Source organism: Streptomyces sp. NBC_00433, assembly GCA_036015235.1.
In the GTDB taxonomy this organism is placed as follows: domain Bacteria; phylum Actinomycetota; class Actinomycetes; order Streptomycetales; family Streptomycetaceae; genus Actinacidiphila.
Genome location: CP107926.1, coordinates 1786064 through 1808112, shown reverse-complemented (window position 1 = coordinate 1808112; position 22049 = coordinate 1786064). Strand labels below are relative to the sequence as shown.

The 22049-nt window shown below is 71.8% G+C and carries 19 protein-coding genes; 17 read left to right on the top strand and 2 right to left on the bottom strand.

The annotated features are described in order from the left end of the window. Positions 1 to 32: 32 nt before the first annotated feature. A complete protein-coding gene (locus OG900_07240; GenBank protein ID WUH95647.1) occupies positions 33 to 503 on the top strand; it encodes an ATP-binding protein in 471 nt (156 codons plus the stop codon). A 7-nt stretch (positions 504 to 510) separates the two neighbouring features. On the opposite strand, the gene idi is transcribed toward OG900_07240, so the two are convergent. Then, on the bottom strand, positions 511 to 1125 hold the full coding sequence (idi, locus tag OG900_07235; GenBank protein WUH89924.1) for an isopentenyl-diphosphate Delta-isomerase: 615 nt from the start codon (positions 1123 to 1125) through the stop codon (positions 511 to 513). A gap of 113 nt (positions 1126 to 1238) precedes the next feature. Then, positions 1239 to 2171: a cation diffusion facilitator family transporter gene (locus OG900_07230; protein ID WUH89923.1), complete on the bottom strand. Its 933-nt coding sequence runs from the start codon at positions 2169 to 2171 to the stop codon at positions 1239 to 1241. 530 nt (positions 2172 to 2701) lie between these two features. On the opposite strand from OG900_07230, the gene OG900_07225 reads away from it, so the two are divergent. The 16 genes from OG900_07225 (at position 2702) to OG900_07150 (ending at position 21948) form a co-directional block, all read left to right on the top strand. Further along, on the top strand, positions 2702 to 4579 hold the full coding sequence (locus OG900_07225; protein WUH89922.1) for a CDP-alcohol phosphatidyltransferase family protein: 1878 nt from the start codon (positions 2702 to 2704) through the stop codon (positions 4577 to 4579). Next, positions 4576 to 5328: a phosphocholine cytidylyltransferase family protein gene (locus tag OG900_07220; protein WUH89921.1), complete on the top strand. Its 753-nt coding sequence runs from the start codon at positions 4576 to 4578 to the stop codon at positions 5326 to 5328. Before OG900_07225 ends, OG900_07220 begins: the two co-directional genes overlap by 4 nt. After that, positions 5316 to 6377: an iron-containing alcohol dehydrogenase family protein gene (locus OG900_07215; GenBank protein ID WUH89920.1), complete on the top strand. Its 1062-nt coding sequence runs from the start codon at positions 5316 to 5318 to the stop codon at positions 6375 to 6377. The genes OG900_07220 and OG900_07215 overlap by 13 nt, the downstream gene beginning before the upstream one ends. Further along, positions 6355 to 7134 (top strand): CDP-alcohol phosphatidyltransferase family protein, encoded by a 780-nt coding sequence (locus OG900_07210; protein ID WUH89919.1) that lies wholly within the window; start codon positions 6355 to 6357, stop codon positions 7132 to 7134. Before OG900_07215 ends, OG900_07210 begins: the two co-directional genes overlap by 23 nt. 19 nt (positions 7135 to 7153) lie before the next feature. Beyond that, positions 7154 to 8026: a glycosyltransferase gene (locus OG900_07205; GenBank protein WUH95646.1), complete on the top strand. Its 873-nt coding sequence runs from the start codon at positions 7154 to 7156 to the stop codon at positions 8024 to 8026. Positions 8027 to 8107: 81 nt separating this feature from the next. Next, the gene (locus OG900_07200) at positions 8108 to 9037 is read left to right on the top strand and encodes an ABC transporter permease (GenBank protein WUH89918.1); all 930 of its coding nucleotides are present in this window, start codon (positions 8108 to 8110) and stop codon (positions 9035 to 9037) included. Continuing rightward, the gene (locus OG900_07195) at positions 9024 to 9830 is read left to right on the top strand and encodes an ABC transporter ATP-binding protein (GenBank protein ID WUH89917.1); all 807 of its coding nucleotides are present in this window, start codon (positions 9024 to 9026) and stop codon (positions 9828 to 9830) included. Before OG900_07200 ends, OG900_07195 begins: the two co-directional genes overlap by 14 nt. A gap of 300 nt (positions 9831 to 10130) precedes the next feature. Then, on the top strand, positions 10131 to 11018 hold the full coding sequence (gene hpnC / locus OG900_07190) for a squalene synthase HpnC (GenBank protein WUH89916.1): 888 nt from the start codon (positions 10131 to 10133) through the stop codon (positions 11016 to 11018). Then, positions 11015 to 11959, top strand: coding sequence for a presqualene diphosphate synthase HpnD (gene hpnD / locus OG900_07185; protein ID WUH89915.1), 945 nt, complete (start codon positions 11015 to 11017; stop codon positions 11957 to 11959). The genes hpnC and hpnD overlap by 4 nt, the downstream gene beginning before the upstream one ends. Positions 11960 to 12119: 160 nt before the next feature. Continuing rightward, entirely contained in the window at positions 12120 to 13529 is a 1410-nt protein-coding gene (hpnE, locus tag OG900_07180) for a hydroxysqualene dehydroxylase HpnE (GenBank protein ID WUH89914.1), read from the top strand. After that, positions 13526 to 14596, top strand: a complete 1071-nt coding sequence (locus OG900_07175; protein WUH89913.1) for a polyprenyl synthetase family protein — start codon at positions 13526 to 13528, stop codon at positions 14594 to 14596. The genes hpnE and OG900_07175 overlap by 4 nt, the downstream gene beginning before the upstream one ends. 99 nt (positions 14597 to 14695) lie before the next feature. Next, positions 14696 to 16714, top strand: coding sequence for a squalene--hopene cyclase (gene shc / locus OG900_07170; protein ID WUH89912.1), 2019 nt, complete (start codon positions 14696 to 14698; stop codon positions 16712 to 16714). A gap of 3 nt (positions 16715 to 16717) precedes the next feature. Further along, positions 16718 to 17326: a 1-hydroxy-2-methyl-2-butenyl 4-diphosphate reductase gene (locus OG900_07165; GenBank protein ID WUH89911.1), complete on the top strand. Its 609-nt coding sequence runs from the start codon at positions 16718 to 16720 to the stop codon at positions 17324 to 17326. Then, positions 17327 to 18355 carry an adenosyl-hopene transferase HpnH gene (hpnH, locus tag OG900_07160; GenBank protein ID WUH89910.1) on the top strand — a complete coding sequence of 343 codons (1029 nt, stop codon included), beginning with the start codon at positions 17327 to 17329 and terminating at the stop codon, positions 18353 to 18355. A gap of 126 nt (positions 18356 to 18481) precedes the next feature. Then, a complete protein-coding gene (gene dxs, locus OG900_07155; protein ID WUH89909.1) occupies positions 18482 to 20467 on the top strand; it encodes a 1-deoxy-D-xylulose-5-phosphate synthase in 1986 nt (661 codons plus the stop codon). Beyond that, positions 20464 to 21948, top strand: a complete 1485-nt coding sequence (locus tag OG900_07150) for an aspartate aminotransferase family protein (protein WUH89908.1) — start codon at positions 20464 to 20466, stop codon at positions 21946 to 21948. The genes dxs and OG900_07150 overlap by 4 nt, the downstream gene beginning before the upstream one ends. The last annotated feature ends 101 nt before the right edge of the window (positions 21949 to 22049 follow it).

Below are 22049 nucleotides of genomic sequence, written 5' to 3'. Positions count from 1 at the left end.
ACACGTACGAGAAGGCGATGGTGGGTGCGGTCATGGAGGTCCGCGGGAGCGTCCCGCACGGTCAGGCACCGGCGCCGGGACCGTACGAGGGGGTGTGGCGCTTCACAGCCCCCGCCGTGGACTCCTCGGTGCCCCAGGTGCGGCACGGGGTGCGGGAGCTCGTCGCCGACCTGGCGGTGCCGGTCGACGAGGACATCCTCTACGGGCTGCTGGTGATCGTCTCCGAGCTGGTCACCAACGCCGTCAAGCACGCGGCGGTGCTGTCGCCGGAGCTGGGCGTCGAGGTCGCCGTGGGCACGGACTGGATCAGGGTCGCCGTCGAGGACCAGCACCCCTACCGCCCCAAGGCGCTGGAGGCCGACCACGCCAGGACCGGCGGGCGCGGGCTGCTGCTGGTCAAGACGATCACCACCGAGGCGGGCGGCAGCTGCGACATCGCGCAGACCTCGACCGGCGGCAAGGTGATCTGGGCCGCCCTGCCGCTGCAACCGCCCGCCCGCTGACCGGCGGCTACCAGCCCGCCCGGCTCCCGGTCACCTCGCGCACCGTCGGCAGGGCCGCGTCGAGCACCGAGCCGAACCACGCCGAGAAGGTCCCCTCGGACCGCAGCTTCGCCAGGTCGGCGGGACCAGCGAAGGCGGTGTCGTCGATCTCCGCGGGGTCCGGGTGCAGCGGGCCGCCGACGAGCCCCACGTAGAGGTGGTTGAACTCCTGCTCCACCAGGCCGGACGCGGGGTCCGGGTGGTTGTAGCGCACGGTCCCCGCCTCGCGCATCAGGGCGGGTGCGACGCCCAGCTCCTCCGCGGTGCGCCGGGCGGCGGCGACGAAGGGCTGCTCTCCGGGGTAGGGGTGGCCGCAGCAGGTGTTGGACCACACGCCCGGCGAATGGTATTTGCCCAGTGCCCTGCGCTGCAGCAGCAGCCGGCCCTCGTCGTCGAAGAGGAAGACCGAGAAGGCCCGGTGCAGCCGGCCGGGCGCCTGGTGCGCCCACAGCTTCTCCGCTGTGCCGGTCGTCACACCGTTCTCATCGACCAGTTCCAGCATGATCGGCTCGTCGGCCCCGCCGGGCGGCGGCGGAGCGGTGGCGGCGGAGCCGGGTCGGTCGGTGGCAGGACTGCTGGGCATAACCATCCTTCGCATTCGACGGCAAGTCCTCAGTCTGCCTCACGCACGGTGCGGCAGGCCGCGGACACCGTATTCACGCGTACGGCCGTGCGGGCACTGGTACAGCCGTACGTTCAGTGGCACAGCCGTGCCTCGTGCTCCGCGTGCCCGACCGGCTCCAGCTGGAAGGTGCAGTGCTCGACGTCGAAGTGCGCGCCGAGGCAGCTCTGCAGGTCGTGCAGCATCTTCTCGTAGCCCACCTCGTCGAGGATCTCCTGGCTGACCACCACGTGCGCGGACAGCACGGGCAGCCCCGAGGTGATCGTCCAGGCGTGCAGGTCGTGCAGGCCCTCCACGCCCTTGAGCCCCTCGATGTGGTGCCGCACCGCCGCCATGTCCACGTCCTTGGGCGCCGCTTCGAGCAGCACGTCCACGGCCTCGCGCAGCAGCCGCCAGGTGCGCGGCACGATCAGCAGCCCGATCAGCAGCGACGCCACCGCGTCGGCCTGCCGCCAGCCGGTGGCCAGGAAGACCGCGGCCGCCGCCACGACCGCCAGCGAGCCCAGCGCGTCGGCCATCACCTCCAGGAAGGCGCCGCGCACGTTCAGGCTCTCCCGCTGGCCGCGCATCAGGACCAGCAGCGACACCGTGTTGGCGACCATGCCGACCAGGCCGAAGACGATGGTGGCGGCGCCGTCGAAGTGCTGCGGGGTGATCAGCCGGCTGATGCCCTCGGCGAAGATGAAGGCGCCGACGCCGAAGAGCAGCACCGCGTTGAGCACCGCCGCGAGGATCTCGGCGCGCGCGTAGCCGAACGTGCGCTGGTCGCTCGCCGGGCGGCCCGCGATGTGGACGGCGAGCAGCGCCATGGCGATGCCCGCCGCATCGGTCGCCATGTGCCCGGCGTCGGCGAGCAGCGCGAGCGAGTCGGTCAGCGCGCTGCCGACGACCTCGGTGGCCAGCACCAGCAGGGTGATGCCCAGCGCCACCAGCAGGCTGCCGCGGTGCGCGGCGGTCGCGGTGCCGCCGTGGCCGTGCGCGTGCCCGTGGCTGTGCCCTGCCCCCATCGGCGCGTCCCCTTCCCTTTTGCGCTGTGATGTGCCGTTCTGTATGCGGGCGGCCGTCGGATGTCCCGGACCGGGCCTTCCGCCCGCGGCGGTCCAGAGTCAACACCGGTCACCCACTGTGGGCAAGCCGGTACTGGAGACCGTTGTCATGTGCGGTGACCTGCGGTGATGAGCCACGCGGAAAGTGCGCGGGAAGTCACCGCGCGGTCACTCGTACAGCCTAGGGGGGATGCTGGTTGTCGGGGCGGCGCCGATCGCGCATGATGATCACACCGTGCGCACCAAGTCTGGGCGAATAGTCGGTGAACGACCGCTGTCGTTCATCCGATAGCCTCTGCCGTCGTGCCGGGCGGCCCGGCTGCTCCGCCGCCGGCCGCCCACGGACACGGTCTTCGCACGCTTCCAGGGAGTGGGTTCCTCTGCCGACCGCTATTCTCACCGGCCCGCCCGCCGCGGGGTCGCCGTCACCGCTGGCGGACGACCTGCGGGCACTGGGGTTCCAGGTCGTCGAGGCGGACACGCCGGATGCCGTGGCGGCCCGGCTCGCCGCGGTCCCGTCCGGCGACCGGGTGGCCGTGGTCGACCGCCGCTTCCGCGGCCACCGGCACGCGCTGCGGCTGGCCCTGACCGACCCGCGCTTCGACAGCGCGGCGGTCCCCGGCGCGCTGACCGCCCGCCCCGCCGCCCGCCCCGCGCTGACCCGCGCCCTGGCGGCCCTCCCGGCCGGCTCGTACACGCCCGCGGGCGGCACCGGCCGGCCCGCCGCCGACGCGGCCACGGCCGCCGGCGACCGGACCGCCCCCGGCGCCGCGGCCCCGACGGGCACCGCGGCCGCCGCCGCGCCCGGCGCCACCCTGACCCACGGCGGAGCGGCCGGCACCGTACCGCTGCCCGCCCCCCGCCGCGGCGCGGCGGACGACGTGCTGCCCGACGCGCTGGCCGCGGGACTGGCCGCCGCGGGTGACGTGCCGCACCGCCCCGAGCTGGGCGTCCTGGTCGCCGAGGTGCCGACCGACCGGGGCGGCGCCGAGGCGGCGGCCGCCGCGATCGCCGCCGTGGACGAGGAGTCCGTACGGCTGCGCAGCGCGGTCAAGGCGCGCGACGGCTTCTTCACCACGCACTGCGTCAGCCCCTACTCGCGCTACCTCGCCCGCTGGTGCGCCCGCCGCGGGCTGACCCCGAACCAGGTCACCACCGCCTCGCTGCTGGTCGCCCTGATCGCCGCCGGCTGCGCGGCCACCGGCACCCGGGCCGGCTTCGCTGCCGCCGGAGTGCTGCTGCTCGCGTCGTTCGTGCTGGACTGCACCGACGGCCAGCTGGCCCGCTACTCGCTGCAGTATTCGACGCTCGGCGCCTGGCTGGACGCCACCTTCGACCGGGCCAAGGAATACGCCTACTACGCCGGCCTCGCCCTGGGCGCCGCCCGCGGCGGCGACGACGTGTGGGCGCTCGCGCTGGGCGCCATGGTGCTGCAGACCGGCCGCCACGTCGTGGACTTCGCCTTCAACGAGGCCAACCACGACGCCACCGCGAACACCAGCCCCACCGCCGCGCTGTCCGACAAGCTGGACAGCGTCGGCTGGACGGTCTGGGTGCGCCGGATGATAGTGCTGCCGATCGGCGAGCGCTGGGCGCTGATAGCGGTGCTCACCGCGGTCAGCACCCCCCGGATCACCTTCGTGGTGCTGCTCGTCGGCTGCGCGCTGGCCGCCTGCTACACCACCGCGGGCCGGGTGCTGCGCTCGCTCACACGCAAGGCCGGCCGCACCGACCGGGCCGCGCGGGCCCTGGACGACCTGGCAGACAGCGGCCCGCTCGCCGAGGCCTTGGCCGGGCTGGTGCGCCCGCTCGCCCGCAGGGCGCCGGCCTTCGCCGCGCCCGCCGTGGCGGTGCTGGCCGCCGCCGGGGTGGTCACGACCGCGGCCCTCGCCCCGCACGGCAGCTGGTATCCGGTGGCCGCCGCCGCGATCTACGTCCTCACCTCGGCCTTCGCCGTCGCGCTGCCGCTCAAGGGCGCGCTCGACTGGCTCGTACCGCCGATGTTCAGGGTGGGGGAGTACGGCACGGTGCTGGCGCTCGCCGCGGTCTCACAGGTGAACGGGGCGTTGCCCGCTGCTTTCGGCCTGATTGCCGCCGTCGCCTACCATCACTACGACACGGTGTACCGCATACGCGGTGGCGCCGGAGCGCCGCCGCGGGCCGTGGTGCGCAGCGCGGGCGGCCACGAGGGCCGCACGCTGGTCGTGGCCCTCGCGGCCGCCGTCGCCGCGGACCGCACGGGCTTCACGGCCACGCTGACGGTGCTCGCCGTCGCCATCGCGCTGCTGGTCCTCACCGAGAGCATCCGCTTCTGGGTGTCCTCGGGGGCCGCCGCCGCCGTACACGACGAATCAGGAGAACCCGCATGATCGGCCTCGTGCTGGCGGCCGGCGCAGGCAGGCGCCTGCGCCCCCATACCGACACGCTGCCCAAGGCGCTGGTCCCGGTCGGCCCGGAGGGCGCGCGCGACAGCCTGACCGTGCTCGACCTCACACTGGCGAATTTCGCCGCGGTCGGACTCACCGAGGCCGCCGTCGTCGTCGGCTACCGCAAGGAGGCTGTCTACGCGCGCAAAGCGGCCCTCGAAGCGCGCTACGGCCTCACGCTGACGCTGATCGACAACGACAAGGCCGAGGAGTGGAACAACGCCTACTCCCTGTGGTGCGCCCGCGAGGTGCTGCACCAGGGAGTGATTCTGGCCAACGGCGACACCGTCCATCCCGTCTCGGTGGAGCGGACCCTGCTCGCCGCCCGCGGCGAGGGCCGCCGGGTGATCCTGGCGCTCGACACCGTCAAGCGGCTCGCCGACGAGGAGATGAAGGTCGTCGCGGAGCCGGGCAGGGGTGTGCGCCGGATCACCAAGCTGATGGACCCGGCCGAGGCCACCGGCGAGTACATCGGCGTCACCCTCATCGAGCCCGAGGCGGCGGCCGACCTCGCCGACGCCCTGAAGACCACCTTCGAGCGCGACCCCGACCTGTACTACGAGGACGGCTACCAGGAGCTGGTCGACCGCGGCCTGACCGTGGACGTCGCCCCGATCGGCGACGTCGCCTGGGTCGAGATCGACAACAACGACGACCTCGCCAAGGGCCGGGCGATCGCGTGCCAGTACTGACCCGGCTGATCCCCTCGCCGGTCGTCGTGGACATCAGGGCCGGCGCGCTCGCCGACCTGTCCCGGCTGCTCGCCGACCAGCGGATCTCCACCTCGGGCAAGCTCGCGCTGGCCGTCAGCGACGGCTCCGGCGCCCGGCTGCGCGAGACGCTGGCGCCCGAGCTGCCGGGCGCCGACTGGTTCGAGGTCGGCGGCGGCACCATCGACGCGGCCGTCACCCTGGCCGACGCCATACGGGGCAAGCGCTACGACGCGGTCGTCGGCCTCGGCGGCGGCAAGATCATCGACGTCACCAAATACGCCGCCGCCCGGGTCGGCCTGCCGATGGTCGCGGTCGCCACCAACCTCTCGCACGACGGCATCTGCTCCCCGGTCTCCACGCTGGACAACGACAACGGCCGCGGCTCCTACGGCGTCCCCACCCCGATCGCCGTGGTCGTGGACCTCGACGTCATCAGGGACGCGCCCGCCCGCTTCGTACGGGCCGGGATCGGCGACGCCGTGTCCAACCTGTCGGCCATCGCGGACTGGGAGCTGTCGCACCGCGAGACCGGCGAGCCGATCGACGGGCTGGCCGCCGCGATGGCCCGCAGCGCCGGCGAGGCCGTCCTGCGGCACCCCGGCGGGATCGGTGACGACGCCTTCCTCGGCACTCTCGCCGAGGGCCTGGTGCTGTCCGGGATCGCCATGTCGATCAGCGGCGACACCCGGCCGTCCTCCGGCGCCTGCCACGAGATCAGCCACGCCTTCGACCTGCTCTTCCCCAAGCGGGCCGCCGCGCACGGCGAGCAGGTCGGCCTCGGCGCCGCCTTCGCCATGCACCTGCGCGGCGCCCCCGAGGAGTCGGGCCTGGTCGCCGAGACGCTGCGCCGGCACGGGCTGCCCGTGCTGCCCGCGGAGATGGGTTTCACCGAGGCGGAGTTCGCCACCGCGGTGCACTACGCGCCACAGACCCGCCCCGGCCGTTTCACGATCCTGGAACACCTCGACCTGTCCGCCACCGAGATCAGGGACGCATACGCCGACTATGCCAAAACCATCAGTAGCTGAACTGCGCCCGGTCGTTCACCCCCCGGGCGTCAAGGACCGGCGCAGCGGGGAGCACTGGGCCGGGCGGCTCTACATGCGGGAGCTGTCGCTGCGCATAGACCGGCACCTGGCTCCCACCCGGATCACGCCCAACCAGCTCACGTACCTGATGACCCTCTTCGGCGTGCTCGCGGCCCCGGCGCTGCTCGTGCCGGGGATCACCGGCGCCGTGCTCGGTGTGCTGATGGTGCAGTTGTACCTGCTGCTCGACTGCGTCGACGGCGAGATCGCCCGCTGGAAGCAGCAGTTCTCGCTGAGCGGCGTCTACCTCGACCGGGTCGGCGCCTACCTGTGCGACGCCGCCGTCCTGGTCGGCTTCGGCATGCGCGCCGCCGACATCTGGGGCAGCGGCCGCATCGACTGGCTGTGGGCCTTCCTCGGCACCCTCGCCGCGCTCGGCGCGATCCTGATCAAGGCCGAGACCGACCTGGTCGGGGTGGCCCGCCACCAGGGCGGCCTGCCGCCGGTCAAGGAGGCGGCGTCCGAGCCGCGCTCCTCCGGCCTCGCGCTGGCCCGCAGGGCGGCCGCCGCCCTGCAGTTCCACCGCCTGGTGCTCGGCGTCGAGGCCTCGCTGCTCATCCTGCTGCTGGCCTTCGCCGACGAGATCCGCGGCGACCTGTTCTTCACCCGGCTCGGCGTCGCCGTTCTGGCCGGAATCGCACTGGTGCAGACGCTGCTGCACCTCGTATCGGTCCTCGCGTCCAGCAGGCTGAAATGAGGCGGGCATGAGCGAGCCGCTGAAGGTCGGCGCGGTCGTCATCACCATGGGCAACCGGCCGGTGGAGCTGCGGGACCTGCTGGACTCGGTCGCCAAGCAGCAGGGCCCCGAGGTCGAGGTCGCGGTGATCGGCAACGGGTCCCCGCTGCCGGTGCTGCCCGACGGCATCCGCAGCGCGGAACTGCCGGAGAACCTGGGCATCCCCGGCGGCCGCAACGTCGGCATCGAGCTGTTCGGCCCGGCCGCCGCCGACGTCGACGTGGTGCTCTTCCTCGACGACGACGGGCTGCTGCCCGGCGACGACACCGCGGAACTGGTCAGGGCGGCCTTCGCCGCCGACCCCCGGCTCGGCATCATCAGCTTCCGGATCGCCGACCCCGTCACCGGGGTCACCCAGCGCCGCCACGTCCCCCGGCTGCGCGCCGCCGATCCGATGCGCAACTCCCGCGTCACGACCTTCCTCGGCGGTGCCTGCGCGGTCCGCAGCGCGGTGATCCAGCAGGTCGGCCCGCTGCCCGCGGAGTTCTTCTACGCCCACGAGGAGACGGACCTCGCCTGGCGCGCGCTCGACGCGGGCTGGATGATCGACTACCGTTCCGACCTCGTACTGCACCACCCGACGACCTCACCGGCCCGGCACGCGGTCTACCACCGGATGGTGGCCCGCAACCGGGTGTGGCTGGCCCGGCGCAACCTGCCGTGGCTGCTGGTTCCTGTCTATCTCGGAGTCTGGTTCACCCTGACGCTGCTGCGGCGGCCGTCCCGTCCGGCGCTGCGCGCCTGGCTCGGCGGTTTCCGCGAGGGCTGGGCCACCGACTGCGGTGAGCGGCGGCCGATGAAATGGCGGACGGTCTGGCGGTTGACCCGGCTGGGCCGACCCCCGATCATCTGACAAGCTCGGACCTGAGAGCATCAGGCGCAGCCCGGGAATCCCCTGCACCCGGCGCGCACCTTGAGGACGAAAGTGTCAACTGTGAGCGAGACAACGCACAATGGTGCGGTCGCCGTCGGTGCCCCGCCGGCACCCACGGCCGATGACGGCCTCAGTCCCTCCCAGCTCGCCGCCAAGTACGGGCTGACCGTCAGCGGTGCCCGCCCGGGCCTGGCCGAATACACCCGGCAGCTGTGGGGCCGCCGACATTTCATCAACGAGTTCGCCAAGGCGCGTACTGCGGCGCAGTACACCCAGGCCCGCCTCGGCCAGCTCTGGCAGGTCATGACGCCGCTGCTGAACGCGGCCGTCTACTACCTGATCTTCGGTGTGCTGATCGGCACCAGGAAGGGCGTCGACAACTTCATCGCCTTCCTGGTCACCGGCATCTTCATCTTCACCTTCACGCAGTCCTCGGTGATGAGCGGCGTCCGGGCGGTGGCCGGCAACCTGGGGCTGATCCGGGCGCTGCACTTCCCGCGCGCCTCGATGCCCATCGCCTTCACGCTGATGCAGCTCCAGCAGCTGATGATGTCGATGTTCGTGCTCATCGCGATCGTGCTGATGACCGGCGAGGTGCCGGACGCGTCCTGGCTGCTGATCATCCCGGCGCTGATCACCCAGTGGGTCTTCAACACCGGCCTGGCGATGATCGTGGCCAGACTCGGCAGCAAGATGACCGACCTGGCACAGCTCATGCCGTTCATGCTCCGCACCTGGATGTACACCTCGGGCGTCATGTACAGCATCGAGAACCTGACCTCGAAGGCGCCGCACTTCGTACGGGTCCTGCTGGACATCAACCCCGCCGCGGTCTACATCGACCTGGCCCGGTTCGCACTGATCGACAGCGTCACCTCCTCGCAGCTGCCGCCGCACGTGTGGATCAGCGCGGTGGCCTGGGCGGTGCTGGTGGGCGTCGGCGGCTACATCTACTTCTGGAAGGCGGAGGAGCAGTATGGCCGTGGCTGAGCAGCAGTCCGTGGAAACACCTGCGCAGACCGCCGACGCCCGCATCCCGACCGTGATCGTGGACGACGTCCACATCGTCTACAAGGTCTACGGCGCGGGCACCGGCAAGGGCAGCGCCACCGCGGCCCTCGGCCGCCTCCTGCTGCGCCGCGGCACGCCGAACGTACGCCGGGTGCACGCGGTGCGGGGGGTGACCTTCACCGCCTACCGCGGTGAGGCGATCGGCATCATCGGCTCCAACGGCTCGGGCAAGTCCACCATCCTGCGGGCCATCGCCGGCCTCCTGCCGCCCGAGAGCGGCAGGATCTACACCGACGGCCAGCCGTCGCTGCTGGGCGTGAACGCGGCGCTGATGAACGACCTGACCGGCGCCACCAACGTGCTGCTCGGCGGTCTGGCGATGGGCATGTCGCAGGAGGAGGTGCGCGGGCGGTACCAGGGGATCGTCGACTTCTCGGGGATCAACGAGAAGGGCGACTTCATCTCGCTGCCGATGCGCACGTACTCCTCCGGCATGGCGGCCCGGCTGCGGTTCTCGATCGCGGCGGCCAAGAACCACGACGTGCTGATGATCGACGAGGCCCTGGCCACCGGCGACCGGGCCTTCCAGCGGCGCTCCGAGGCGCGGATCCGCGAGCTGCGCAAGGAGGCCGGCACGGTCTTCCTGGTCAGCCACAACAACAACTCCATCCGCGACACCTGCGACCGGGTGGTGTGGCTGGAGAAGGGCGAGCTGCTCATGGACGGCCCGACCGACGAGGTCATCAAGGCCTACGAGAAGCACACCAAGTAGCCGCCGCCCCGGCGTCGGACACGACCGCGGCCCCCACCGGAGCATCCGGCGGGGGCCGCGCGCTGTCCCGCGTGCCTCCTGCGCGCCCCCGGCGCACGCCTGACAGTGGCCCGACGTAAGCTGTACCGGTGCTGGGAGCCCTCTGATGATCGATACCGGGTGTGCGACGCCCGGCGCGGCGGCGTGTCCGAAATGGGAAGATCCGACCGGGCGGTGTAGAACGGGGGATGTGGCGGCCATGACGAACGGGACCATCCTGCTCCGGGGCACGTATCCCGCCGGTGCGCCGGGCAGCTCGCGGTGACCGGGGACGACACGTCCCGGGCCGTGCTGGACAAGGCCGCGCGCGAGAACTTCCCGGTGGCCCCGGTCTTCCTGCCGCGTGCGTGGCGGCAGGACCTGATGGCCGTCTACGGATTCGCCCGGCTGGTGGACGACATCGGCGACGGCGACCTGGCCGGCGGCGGCCGCGACGACGCGGTGCGCCTGGGCCTGGACCCGGCGGCGGCCGGCGACCGCGTCGCGATGCTGGACGCCTTCGAGGCGGATCTGCGGCGGGTCTTCGACGGCACCCCGAGCCACCCGCTGCTGCTCGCCCTGCAGCCCACCGTCCGCCGCCGCGAGCTGACCCCCGACCCCTTCCTCGGACTGATCGCGGCCAACCGCCAGGACCAGCACGTGGCCCGCTACGGGACCTACGACGACCTGCTCGCGTACTGCGAGCTGTCGGCGAACCCGGTCGGCCGGCTGGTGCTGTCGATCACCGGCACCTCGACGCCGGAGCGGGTCCGCCGCTCCGACGCGGTGTGCACCGCGCTGCAGATCGTCGAGCACCTGCAGGACGTCGCGGAGGACCTTGCGAGGGACCGGGTGTATCTGCCGGCGGAGGACATGAAACGCTACGCGGTGGATGAGGCCGACCTGGCAGCACCGCAGGCGGGCCCGCAGGTCAAGGCACTGGTCGCGTTCGAGGCCGAACGCGCCCGCGAGCTGTTGAATGAAGGTACCCCCCTGGTGGGTAGCGTCCGTGGCAGGCTTCGGCTGCTGCTCGCGGGATTCGTCGGCGGTGGGCGCGCGGCGCTGGCGTCGGTCGAACGTGCCGGATTCGATGTCCTGGCGGGTTCGCCCAAAGCCACCAAGAGCGGCCTGCTGCGCGAAGTGGGGTCGACATTGCGAAGAAAGGGGTGAGCCGGACCGTGAACGGTTCCGCCCACACGTCCGGACCGGTCCTTGCCGCATACAGGTACTGCGAGACCGTGACCGGCCACGAGGCCCGCAACTTCGCGTACGGCATCCGCCTGCTGCCCACCGCCAAACGGCAGGCCATGTCGGCTCTCTACGCGTTCTCCCGGCGCGTCGACGACATCGGCGACGGTGATCTCGCGCCCGCGGAGAAAGCGGTACGGCTCGACGCCACCCGGCAGCTGCTCACCCGGGTGAGGAACGGCGAGATCCGCGAGGACGACACCGATCCGGTGGCCGTCGCGCTCGCCGACTCCGCCCGGGTATTCCCCCTTCCGCTCGAAGGCCTGGACGAACTCATCGACGGTGTTCTGATGGATGTTCGGGGCGAGACTTACGAGACCTGGGACGACCTGGCGGTTTACTGCCGCTGTGTCGCCGGCGCCATCGGACGGCTCTCGCTTGGCGTGTTCGGCACCGTGAATGGGCACGATCATGCACGTGCCGCCGAATATGCCGACACGCTCGGCCTTGCCCTGCAACTCACCAACATCCTGCGCGACGTCCGCGAGGACGCCGGCAACGGACGGACCTATCTGCCCGCCCAGGACCTCGCGAAATTCGGCTGCGCCGCCGGATTCCACAGCGACACCGCACCGCCCGGATCGGATTTCGCCGGACTGGTGGAATTCGAGGTGCGCCGGGCCCGCAGCCTCTTCGCCACCGGCTACCGGCTGCTGCCGATGCTGGACCGGCGCAGCGGGGCCTGCGTGGCCGCCATGGCCGGCATCTACCGCCGGCTGCTCGACCGGATCGCCGCCGACCCCGACGCCGTCCTGCGCGGCCGGGTGTCACTGCCCGGCCACCAGAAGGCCTACGTCGCGATCCGCGGCCTGGCAGGCCTGGACGCGCGCCGCACCGCCCGCAGCCCCCGGGAGGACACGTGAGACCCACCCGCGAGGGCGCGGGTCCACGGCACGCGGCACGGCAGTCGAACCGTCACCGGACGCGCCACCCCCGGCATCAGGCAACCCCGTACCCGTGCACCGCGTCACTTCCCGCGACAGCGCCGCGCGGTTCGCGGCGCCCGGACCGAGGGGAGGGCGAATGACGAGGTCGCAGGACGGATCGCCGCAGGCGCCCGACCGCACCGCCGTGGTCGTCGGCGGCGGCCTGGCCGGCATCACCGCCGCGCTCGAACTGGCCCGTGCCGGGCTGCGGGTCACCCTCGCCGAGGCCCGCCCCCGGCTGGGCGGCCTGGCCTTCTCCTTCAAGCGCGGCGACCTGACCGTCGACAACGGCCAGCATGTCTTCCTGCGCTGCTGCACCGCCTACCAGTGGTTCCTCGACCGGATCGCCGCCCGCGACCTGGTCACCCTGCAGGACCGCCTCGACGTGCCCGTGGTCGACGCGAACACCGGCAGGACCGGCCGGCTGGGCAGGACGGGCCTCCCGGTGCCGCTGCACCTGGCCGCTTCCCTCGCCCGCTATCCGCACCTGTCGCTGCGCGAGCGCGCCTCGGTCGGCCGCGCCGCCCTGGCGCTGCGCGCCCTGGACCTGGCCGACCCGGCCCTGGACGACATCGACTTCGGCAGCTGGCTGGCCGGCCGCGGGCAGTCCCCCCGCACCATCGAGGCGCTGTGGGACCTGGTCGGCGTGGCGACGCTCAATGCCACCGCCGCGCACTCCTCGCTCGGCCTCGCCGCGATGGTCTTCAAGACCGGCCTGCTGACCGACCCCGGCGCCGCCGACATCGGCTGGGCCTCGGCCCCGCTCGGCGACCTGCACGACGGCCGCGCCCGCAAGGCGCTCGACGCGGCGGGGGTGCGTACGCTGCTGCGCACCCGCACCAGCGGCATCGAGCGGTCCCCCGAGGGCGGTTGGCAGGTCGCACTGGAGACCGGACCGGGCCGCGGTGAGCAACTGAGCGCGGACACCGTGGTGTTGGCCGTTCCGCAGCGCGAGGCCCACGACCTGCTGCCGGAAGGCGCTGTCCAGCATCCGGAAAAGCTGTTGCGGATCGGCACCGCCCCGATCCTCAATGTGCATGTGATCTACGACAGACAGGTGCTCCGACAGCCGTTTCTCGCGGCTCTCGGCAGCCCCGTCCAGTGGGTCTTCGACCGTACGGAAAGCTCCGGCCTGACCGGTGGCGGCCAGTATGTGGCCGTGTCACAGTCGGCCGTCGAGGACGAGATCGACCTGCCGGTCGCCGCGCTGCGCGACCGCTACCTGCCGGAGCTGGAGCGCGTGCTGCCCGCCGCCCGCGACGCCGTCGTCCGCGACGTCTTCGTCACCCGCGAGCGCACCGCGACCTTCGCGCCCACCCCCGGGGTGGGCGCGCTGCGGCCGGGCCCCGCCACCCGCGCACCCGGCCTGTTCCTGGCCGGCGCGTGGACCGCGACCGGCTGGCCCGCGACCATGGAGAGCGCGGTGCGCAGCGGTCTGCACGCCTCCCGCGAAGCTTTGTCCGCCCTGGGCCTGCCGGTCGACAACCGCGTCCTGGAGGCGGCATGAGTGCTATTGGTGCAACCAGAGGAGAGAACGTGACCGCTGCCGGCGTCATCGCGCTGCTGGAAAACGGCCGCATCCTGACCACCCCAGTGCTCCGCGCGGCAGTAGCTCGCCTCGCACCCCCGATGGACACCGTGGCGTCCTACCACTTCGGCTGGATCGACCAGACCGGGCAGCCCGCGGACGGCGACGGCGGCAAGGCCGTACGGCCCGCGCTGGCGCTGCTGACCGCGGAGGCGGCGGGCGCCCCGGCCGAGACCGGTATCCCCGGCGCGGTCGCGGTGGAGCTGGTGCACAACTTCTCGCTGCTGCACGACGACCTGATCGACGGCGACGAGCAGCGGCGGCACCGCGACACGGTGTGGAAGGTGCACGGCCCCGCCCAGGCGATCCTGGTCGGCGACGCGCTCTTCGCGCTGGCCAACGAGGTGCTGCTGGAGCAGGGCACCCCGGAGGCGGGGCGGGCCACCCGCCGGCTGACCACCGCCACCCGCAAGCTGATCGACGGTCAGGCCCAGGACATCACCTTCGAGCACCTGGAGCGCGTCTCGGTCCAGGAGTGCCTGGACATGGAGGGCAACAAGACCGGCTCGCTGCTGGCCTGCGCCGCCTCCATCGGCGCGGTGCTCGGCGGCGCGTCCGACGCGGACGCCGACGCGCTGGAGGAGTACGGCTACCACCTCGGCCTGGCCTTCCAGGCGGTGGACGACCTGCTGGGCATCTGGGGCGACCCGGCGAGCACCGGGAAGCAGACCTGGAGCGACCTGCGGCAGCGCAAGAAGTCCCTTCCGGTGGTGGCCGCGCTGGCCGCCGGCGGCCCCGCTTCCGAGCGGCTGGGTGAACTGCTTGCGGCGGATGCGAAGAATCCTGAAAACGATGCCTTCAACGAGGAAGAGTTCGCCATGCGCGCGGCGTTGATCGAAGAAGCCGGTGGCCGGGAATGGACTTCGCAGGAAGCCAGGAGGCAGTACGCGACCGCCGTCGCCGCGCTGGACAAAATGGACATGCCGGAAGAAATTAATCGTAAACTCGTAGGTCTTGCGGATTTTGTGGTGGTCCGCGAGAAGTAACGAACACCAACGTGGAGCGCTGACGTCGCCGGTCCCTCGCATGTGACGGCCGACGGCCGCCCCCAACACCGCAGAAGTCTCAACTGCAAAGGGGAAGCCATGACAGCGACGACCGATGGCAGTCCAGGTACGCCGACACACCGGACACCCTCGGCCAGCAGCACCTCGGACCCGGATCCTGTTCCATCCGGTGACACCGAGGCGGCGGCGCAGCGTGCCGTGCAGCGCGCCGCAGACCACCTTCTGGCACGGCAGCACCCCGACGGATGGTGGAAAGGCGACCTCGAAACAAATGTGACGATGGATGCCGAGGACCTGCTGCTGCGTCAGTTCCTCGGCATCCAGGACGCCCGCACCACCGCGGCCTCCGCCCGCTGGATCCGCTCCCAGCAGCGCGAGGACGGCGCCTGGCCCACCTTCCACGGCGGCCCTGGCGACCTGTCGGCGACCGTCGAGGCCTACGTGGCGCTGCGGCTCGCCGGGGACTCCCCGGACGAGGCGCACATGTCGCTGGCCGCCAAGTGGTCGCGCGGCGAGGGAGGGGTGGCGGCCAGCCGGGTCTTCACCCGCATCTGGCTCGCCCTGTTCGGCTGGTGGGACTGGGACGACCTGCCGGAACTGCCGCCCGAGGTCATCTACCTGCCCAAGTGGATGCCGCTGAACATCTACTCCTTCGGCTGCTGGGCCCGGCAGACCATCGTGCCGCTGACCGTCGTGGGCGCGCTGCGCCCGGTGCGCCCCGCGCCCTTCGGCATCGACGAGCTGCACATCAACCCGGAGCGGCCCAACCCCAAGCAGCGCCGGGCGCCCATCACCAGCTGGGACGGCGTCTTCCAGCGGCTCGACCAGGTCCTGCACGTCTACCGCAAGTTCAGCCCCCGGCCGGTGCGGCGCGGCGCCATGAACGCCTGCGCCCGCTGGATCATCGAGCGCCAGGAGGCCGACGGCTGCTGGGGCGGCATCCAGCCGCCCGCCGTCTACTCGGTGATCGCCCTGCACCTGCTCGGCTACGACCTCGGACACCCGGTGCTCAAGGCAGGCCTGGACTCGCTGGATCGTTTCGCCGTATGGCCCGAGGACGGCGTCCGGATGATCGAGGCCTGCCAGTCCCCGGTCTGGGACACCTGTCTGGCCGCCATCGCGCTGGCCGACGCGGGCCTGCCCGCCGACCACCCTGCCCTGGTCAAGGCCGCGGACTGGATGCTCGAAGAGCAGATCACCCGACCCGGCGACTGGTCCGTGCAGCGGCCGCAGCTCGCCCCCGGCGGCTGGGCGTTCGAATTCCACAACGACAACTACCCCGACATCGACGACACCGCCGAGGTCGTACTGGCCCTGCGCCGGGTCGCCCACCCCGACCAGGCCAGGGTGGACACCGCCGTGGACCGGGCGGTGCGCTGGACGGTCGGCATGCAGTCCAGGAACGGCGCCTGGGGCGCCTTCGACGCCGACAACACCAGCCCCTTCCCCAACCGGCTGCCCTTCTGCGACTTCGGCGAGGTCATCGACCCGCCGTCGGCCGACGTCACCGCACACGTGGTGGAGATGCTCGCCGCCCTCGGCGTCGAGAACGACCCGCACGCCCGCACCGGTATCGACTGGCTGCTGGCCGAGCAGGAGGAGAACGGCTCCTGGTTCGGCCGCTGGGGCGTCAACTACATCTACGGCACCGGCTCCGCGGTCCCCGCGCTGGCCGCGGCCGGCCTGCCCGTCGACCACCCGGCGATCCGCCGGGCCGTCAGCTGGCTGGAGTCGGTGCAGAACGCGGACGGCGGCTGGGGCGAGGACCTGCGCTCCTACTCCGACATGGAATGGGCCGGGCGCGGGCACTCCACCGCCTCGCAGACCGCCTGGGCGCTGATGGCGCTGCTCGCGGCCGGCCGCCGGGACACCCCGGCCGTCGAGCGCGGGGTGCGCTGGCTGGCCGAGACCCAGCTGCCGGACGGCTCGTGGGACGAGCCCTACTTCACCGGTACGGGCTTCCCCCGGGACTTCTCCATCAACTACCACCTCTACCGGATGGTCTTCCCGCTCACCGCGCTCGGGCGCTATGCCCGCAGCGAGCCTTTCGGTGCCGCGGGCCACACCGCAGCCGCAGTCGCAGGAAAGGGGGCTTAGTTCGTGGGCCATACCCGACCACCGCTGCTGGTGGTGTGCGCTCTGCGCATCGAGCGCTTCGCGCTGCGCAGGGGAGCGGCCAGGGCCGCCGCACACCCGGTCACCGTGCTCCGTACGGGCATGGGGCCCTCGGCCGCGGAGGGGGCCGTCCGCACGGCGCTGCACGACCCGGCGCTGCGCGGTGCGGCCGTCGTCACCACCGGCTTCTGCGCGGGCCTTGCCCCCGGCATGCGGCCAGGTGACGTCGTGGTCTCCGACGAGGGGCAGGACAGCCCGGCGCTCGCCGCCGCGCTGAAGGCCGCCGGGCACACCGTGCACACCGGCCCCCTCGCCGAGTCCGACCATGTCGTACGCGGTGCAGAGCGCACCGCACTGGCGGCGACGGGTGCCATCGCCGTCGACATGGAATCGGCCGCCATGCGGCGTGCCGCGCTCGCAGAAGGAGCGCAGCACATCGCCGCGGCCCGCGTCGTGGTCGACACGCCCGAATACGAACTCGTGCGCGTCGGAACGCTTCGCACCGGGATCATCGCATTCCGGGTGCTCAGAGATCTTGTACCCGCCTTTCTCGATTGGCACCGCACTACCGCTGCTCCCCCGGAGGTGAGCTAGATGGCTATGCCGCTTCGTCAGACCGTCCGTATCGCGTCGTACCTCTTCGAACAGAAAATGGTCCGGCGGCGCGAAAAGTTCCCGCTCATCGTGGAGCTCGAACCTCTTTTCGCGTGCAACCTCGCGTGCGAGGGCTGCGGCAAGATCCAACACCCTGCGGGAGTGCTCAAGCAGCGCATGCCGGTGGCGCAGGCGGTCGGGGCGGTGCTGGAGTCCGGCGCCCCCATGGTGTCGATCGCCGGCGGCGAGCCGCTCATGCACCCGCAGATCGACGAGATCGTCCGCCAGCTGGTGGCGAAGAAGAAATTCGTCTTCCTCTGCACCAATGCGCTGCTGCTGCGTAAGAAGATCGAAAAATTCACCCCGTCGCCCTACTTCGCGTTCACCGTGCATATTGACGGCATGCGGGAGCGGCACGACGAATCGGTGGCCAAGGAAGGCACCTTCGACGAGGCGGTCGCGGCGATCAAGGAAGCGCAGCGCCGCGGATTCCGGGTGACGACCAACTCGACCTTCTTCAACACCGACACCCCGCAGACGATCATCGAGGTCATGAACTTCCTCAATGACGACCTCAAGGTCGAGGAGATGATGCTGTCGCCCGCGTACGCCTACGAGAAGGCCCCCGACCAGGACCACTTCCTGGGCGTGGCACAGACCAGGGAGCTGTTCAAGAAGGCCTTCGACGGCGGCAACCGGCGCAAGTGGCGGCTCAACCACAGCCCGCTCTTCCTGGACTTCCTGGAGGGCAAGGCCGACTTCCCCTGCACCGCCTGGGCGATCCCCAACTACTCGCTCTTCGGCTGGCAGCGCCCCTGCTACCTGATGGCGGACGGCTACGTGCCGACGTACCAGGAGCTGATCGACAAGACCGACTGGGACAAGTACGGCCGCGGCAAGGACGACCGCTGCGCCAACTGCATGGCCCACTGCGGCTACGAGCCGACGGCGGTCCTGGCCACCATGGGCTCGCTCAAGGAGTCCATCCGCGCCGCCCGGGAGACCGTCGCGTCCAACCGCGCGAAGTGACCTCGCGGTGAATCCGGGTACGAGCCACCGGCCGGGGCAAGCGGCCGGCGGCTCGTCCCGGCATTGCCGCCGGCCGGTGAGCTGCCGGCGGCCCAGAGCGAACCCGGCAGGAACGAGGTCTGTTACATGTCGATGCTGGAGAACATCAAGGGCCCGCGCGAGCTGAAGGCGCTGCCCGACGGCCGGCTGGACGAACTGGCCGCCGACATCCGCCACTTCCTCGTCCAGGCGGTGGCCAGGACCGGCGGCCACCTGGGACCGAACCTCGGCGTGGTGGAGCTGACCATCGCGCTGCACCGCGTCTTCGACTCGCCCGCCGACCGCATCCTGTGGGACACCGGGCACCAGAGCTACGTGCACAAACTCCTCACCGGACGCCAGGACTTCTCCAAGCTCCGCGCCAAGGGCGGCCTGTCCGGCTACCCCTCGCGCGCCGAGTCCGAGCACGACGTGATCGAGAACAGCCACGCCTCCACCGTGCTGGGCTGGGCCGACGGCCTGGCCAAGGCCAACGAGGTCCAGGGCCGCGACGACCACGTCGTCGCCGTCATCGGCGACGGCGCCCTGACCGGCGGCATGGCCTGGGAGGCGCTGAACAACATCGCCGCCGCCAGGGACCGCCCGCTGATCATCGTCGTCAACGACAACGAGCGCTCCTACGCGCCCACCATCGGCGGCCTCGCCAACCACCTCGCCACCCTGCGCACCACCGACGGCTACGAGCGCTTCCTGTCCTGGGGCAAGCAGCTGCTCCAGCAGACCCCGGTGATCGGCCAGCCGCTCTACGAGTCGCTGCACGGCGCCAAGAAGGGCTTCAAGGACGCCTTCGCGCCGCAGGGCATGTTCGAGGACCTGGGCCTGAAGTACGTCGGCCCGATCGACGGCCACGACATCGAGGCCATGGAGTCCGCGCTGCGCCGCGCCCGCCGCTTCCACGGCCCCGTGCTGGTGCACTGCCTGACCGAGAAGGGCCGCGGCTATGCCGCCGCCGAGCAGGACGAGGCCGACCACTTCCACACCGTCGGCGCGATGGACCCGGCCACCGGCCTGCCGCTGGGCCCCTCCGGCGGGCCGTCCTGGACCTCGGTCTTCGGCGACGAGATGGTCGCGATCGGCGCCGAGCGGCCCGACGTGGTCGCCATCACCGCCGCCATGCTCCAGCCGGTCGGCCTCGGCGCCTTCGCGCGCGCCTACCCGCAGCGGGTCTTCGACGTCGGCATCGCCGAGCAGCACGCCGCCACCTCCGCCGCGGGCCTGGCCACCGGCGGGCTGCACCCGGTCGTCGCGGTCTACGCGACCTTCCTCAACCGGGCCTTCGACCAGGTGCTGATGGACGTCGCGATGCACAAGTGCGGTGTCACCTTCGTGCTGGACCGGGCCGGCGTGACCGGTGTGGACGGCGCCTCGCACAACGGCATGTGGGACATGTCGATCCTCCAGGTCGTCCCCGGCCTGCGGATCGCCGCCCCGCGCGACGCCGCCCAGCTGCGCGCCCAGCTGCGCGAGGCCGTCGCGGTCGAGGACGCGCCCACCGTGATCCGCTTCCCCAAGGAGACCGCGGGCGAGGCGCTGCCCGCGATCGGCCGGGTCGGCGGCATGGACGTGCTCCACCGCCCCGCCGACGGCCAGGGCGACGATGTGCTGCTGGTCGCGGTCGGCGCGCTCGGCGGCTGCGGCGTCTCCGCCGCGGAACTGCTCGCCGGGCGCCGGATCGGCGTGACCGTGGTCGACCCCCGCTGGGTCAAGCCGGTCGACGCCGCGCTGCCCGAACTCGCCGCCAGGCACCGCATGGTCGCCGTGGTCGAGGACAACGGGCGGGTCGGCGGCGTCGGTTCAGCCGTCGCGCAGGCACTGCGGGACGCCGGGGTGGACGTCCCCGTACGGGACTTCGGCATCCCGCAGCAGTTCCTCCCGCACGCCAAGCGCGGCGAGCTGCTCGCCGACCTCGGTCTGACGCCCGCCGAGATTGCCGGCGGCATCGGTGCGGCCCTGCTCCGTATCGACGCCAGAAGCCCCCGTGGCATTGCCGACCCCGAGAGCACCCTGGCGATCCCCGCGCCGCATACTGCCGGGAGCGGCACCCCCCGTAAGCAAGGAGCAGTTGAGCGATGACATCGTCTGAACCGACCGGTAAGCAGCCGATCGGTGCGGAGCCCGCCGCCAAGGAGCCGGCGGGCGGACCCGAGGCCCAGGGCGCGCCCGGCGGCCAGGCCAAGGGCTTCGACCTGGCGACGCTGCTCGCCGAACGCGGCGGCGAGCGCTACGACCTGCACAGCAAGTACCTCAACCACCAGCTGCCGCGCATGCTGCACACCATCGGCTTCGACAAGGTCTACGAGCGGGCCGAGGGCGCCCACTTCTGGGACGCCGAGGGCAACGACTACCTCGACATGCTGGCCGGCTTCGGTGTGATGGGCCTGGGCCGGCACCACCCGGTGGTGCGCAAGGCGCTGCACGACGTGCTGGACGCCGGGCTCGCCGACCTCACCCGCTTCGACTGCCAGCCGCTGCCCGGCCTGCTCGCGGAGAAGCTGCTCTCCCACACTCCGCACCTGGACCGGGTGTTCTTCGGCAACAGCGGCACCGAGGCCGTCGAGACGGCGCTGAAATTCGCCCGCTATGCGACCGGCAAGCAGCGCGTCCTGTACTGCAAGCACTCCTTCCACGGCCTGACCACCGGCTCGCTGTCGGTCAACGGCGAGGCCGGATTCCAGGAGGGCTTCGCGCCGCTGCTGCCGGACACCGCCATCGACGTCGGCGATCTCGACGCGCTCGCCAGGGAGCTGGGCCGCGGCGACGTGGCCGCGATGATCATCGAGCCCATCCAGGGCCACGGCGTCTACATTCCGCCGCCCGGATACCTGCGCGCCGCCCAGGAGTTGCTGCACCGGCACAAGGCGCTGCTGATCTGCGACGAGGTGCAGACCGGCATCGGCCGCACCGGCGCCTTCTACGCCTACCAGCACGAGGAGGGCGTGGAGCCCGACCTGGTCACGGTGGCCAAGACGCTGTCCGGCGGGTACGTCCCTGTGGGCGCCACGCTCGGCCGGGACTGGATCTTCAAGAAGGTCTACTCCTCCATGGACCGCGTGCTGGTGCACTCGGCGAGCTTCGGGTCCAACGCGCAGGCGATGACCGCGGGCCTGGCCACCCTCTCCGTGGTGGAGGACGAGCGGCTGGTCGAGAACGCCAGGGTGATGGGCGACCTGCTGCGCACCCGGCTGGCCGCGCTCACCGAGCGGTACGAACTGCTCAAGGAGGTGCGCGGCCGCGGCCTGATGGTCGCCGTCGAGTTCGGCCGCCCCAAGTCGCTCGGCCTGCGCAGCCGCTGGACGATGCTGCAGGCGGCGCGCAAGGGCCTGTTCGCCCAGATGGTCGTGGTGCCGCTGCTCCAGCGGCACCACATCCTCACCCAGGTCTCCGGCGACCATGTGGAGATCATCAAGCTGATCCCGCCGCTGGTCTTCGACGAGGCCGACGTCGACCGCTTCGTGGCCGCCTTCACCGAGGTGATGGACGACGCGCACGGCGGCGGGGGCCTGATGTGGGACTTCGGCAAGACCCTCGTCAAGCAGGCGGTCGCCAACCGCTAGGGTCTGTCCCGTAATCCCCGGCGGGCGCGCGACGACAGCTACGGCACCTCGCCGCGTTGTCGGGCTCGCGTGAATACGACCCGGTATGAGGGCGACCTTTC

What these genes read in the sequence shown, in the direction of transcription:
- OG900_07240 (WUH95647.1), top strand. Translation starts at nt 33, where the DNA reads ATGGAGGTCCGCGGGAGCGTCCCGCACGGTCAGGCACCGGCGCCGGGA.
- idi (WUH89924.1), bottom strand. Translation starts at nt 1,125, where the DNA reads ATGCCCAGCAGTCCTGCCACCGACCGACCCGGCTCCGCCGCCACCGCT.
- OG900_07230 (WUH89923.1), bottom strand. Translation starts at nt 2,171, where the DNA reads ATGGGGGCAGGGCACAGCCACGGGCACGCGCACGGCCACGGCGGCACC.
- OG900_07220 (WUH89921.1), top strand. Translation starts at nt 4,576, where the DNA reads ATGATCGGCCTCGTGCTGGCGGCCGGCGCAGGCAGGCGCCTGCGCCCC.
- OG900_07210 (WUH89919.1), top strand. Translation starts at nt 6,355, where the DNA reads ATGCCAAAACCATCAGTAGCTGAACTGCGCCCGGTCGTTCACCCCCCG.
- OG900_07195 (WUH89917.1), top strand. Translation starts at nt 9,024, where the DNA reads ATGGCCGTGGCTGAGCAGCAGTCCGTGGAAACACCTGCGCAGACCGCC.
- hpnE (WUH89914.1), top strand. Translation starts at nt 12,120, where the DNA reads ATGACGAGGTCGCAGGACGGATCGCCGCAGGCGCCCGACCGCACCGCC.
- OG900_07175 (WUH89913.1), top strand. Translation starts at nt 13,526, where the DNA reads ATGAGTGCTATTGGTGCAACCAGAGGAGAGAACGTGACCGCTGCCGGC.
- shc (WUH89912.1), top strand. Translation starts at nt 14,696, where the DNA reads ATGACAGCGACGACCGATGGCAGTCCAGGTACGCCGACACACCGGACA.
- hpnH (WUH89910.1), top strand. Translation starts at nt 17,327, where the DNA reads ATGGCTATGCCGCTTCGTCAGACCGTCCGTATCGCGTCGTACCTCTTC.
- dxs (WUH89909.1), top strand. Translation starts at nt 18,482, where the DNA reads ATGTCGATGCTGGAGAACATCAAGGGCCCGCGCGAGCTGAAGGCGCTG.
- OG900_07150 (WUH89908.1), top strand. Translation starts at nt 20,464, where the DNA reads ATGACATCGTCTGAACCGACCGGTAAGCAGCCGATCGGTGCGGAGCCC.